At 53.3% G+C, this 304-nt stretch carries 1 pseudogene; it reads right to left on the bottom strand.

Annotated elements, in window-relative coordinates:
- Positions 1-52 precede the first annotated feature (52 nt).
- A pseudogene (locus HMPREF2743_RS12845) lies at positions 53-304 on the bottom strand (transposase); the annotation flags it as partial.

The raw sequence follows: 304 nt of genomic DNA on the forward strand, positions 1-304 counted from the left end.
CGGCGCCTGCCTTTGAGTTGTGAACATCCCCCTGTTTGATGTGGTTGTTACTTTACGCGCTCGTTGTCTCGGGCGCTAGGGGTTTGCCGTTGTTGATTCCTACTGTTTTAGGTGGTGGCTTGTAGACGGATGTCCGGGGTCTGCGGTGAGGGTGTGTCGCGTAGTAGACGGTTTCCTTTGCTTGGCGATGTTTAAGGATGTCGCGCCACGTGCCTGAATACACTTCATTAGGTGTGTATCCATTAAGCCCGCTGTGGCGGTCACGGTTGTTGTATTCGTCGATAATCCTGCCGATGACCTTCTG

This window comes from Corynebacterium sp. HMSC036D02 (assembly GCF_001836165.1).
Lineage (GTDB): Bacteria > Actinomycetota > Actinomycetes > Mycobacteriales > Mycobacteriaceae > Corynebacterium.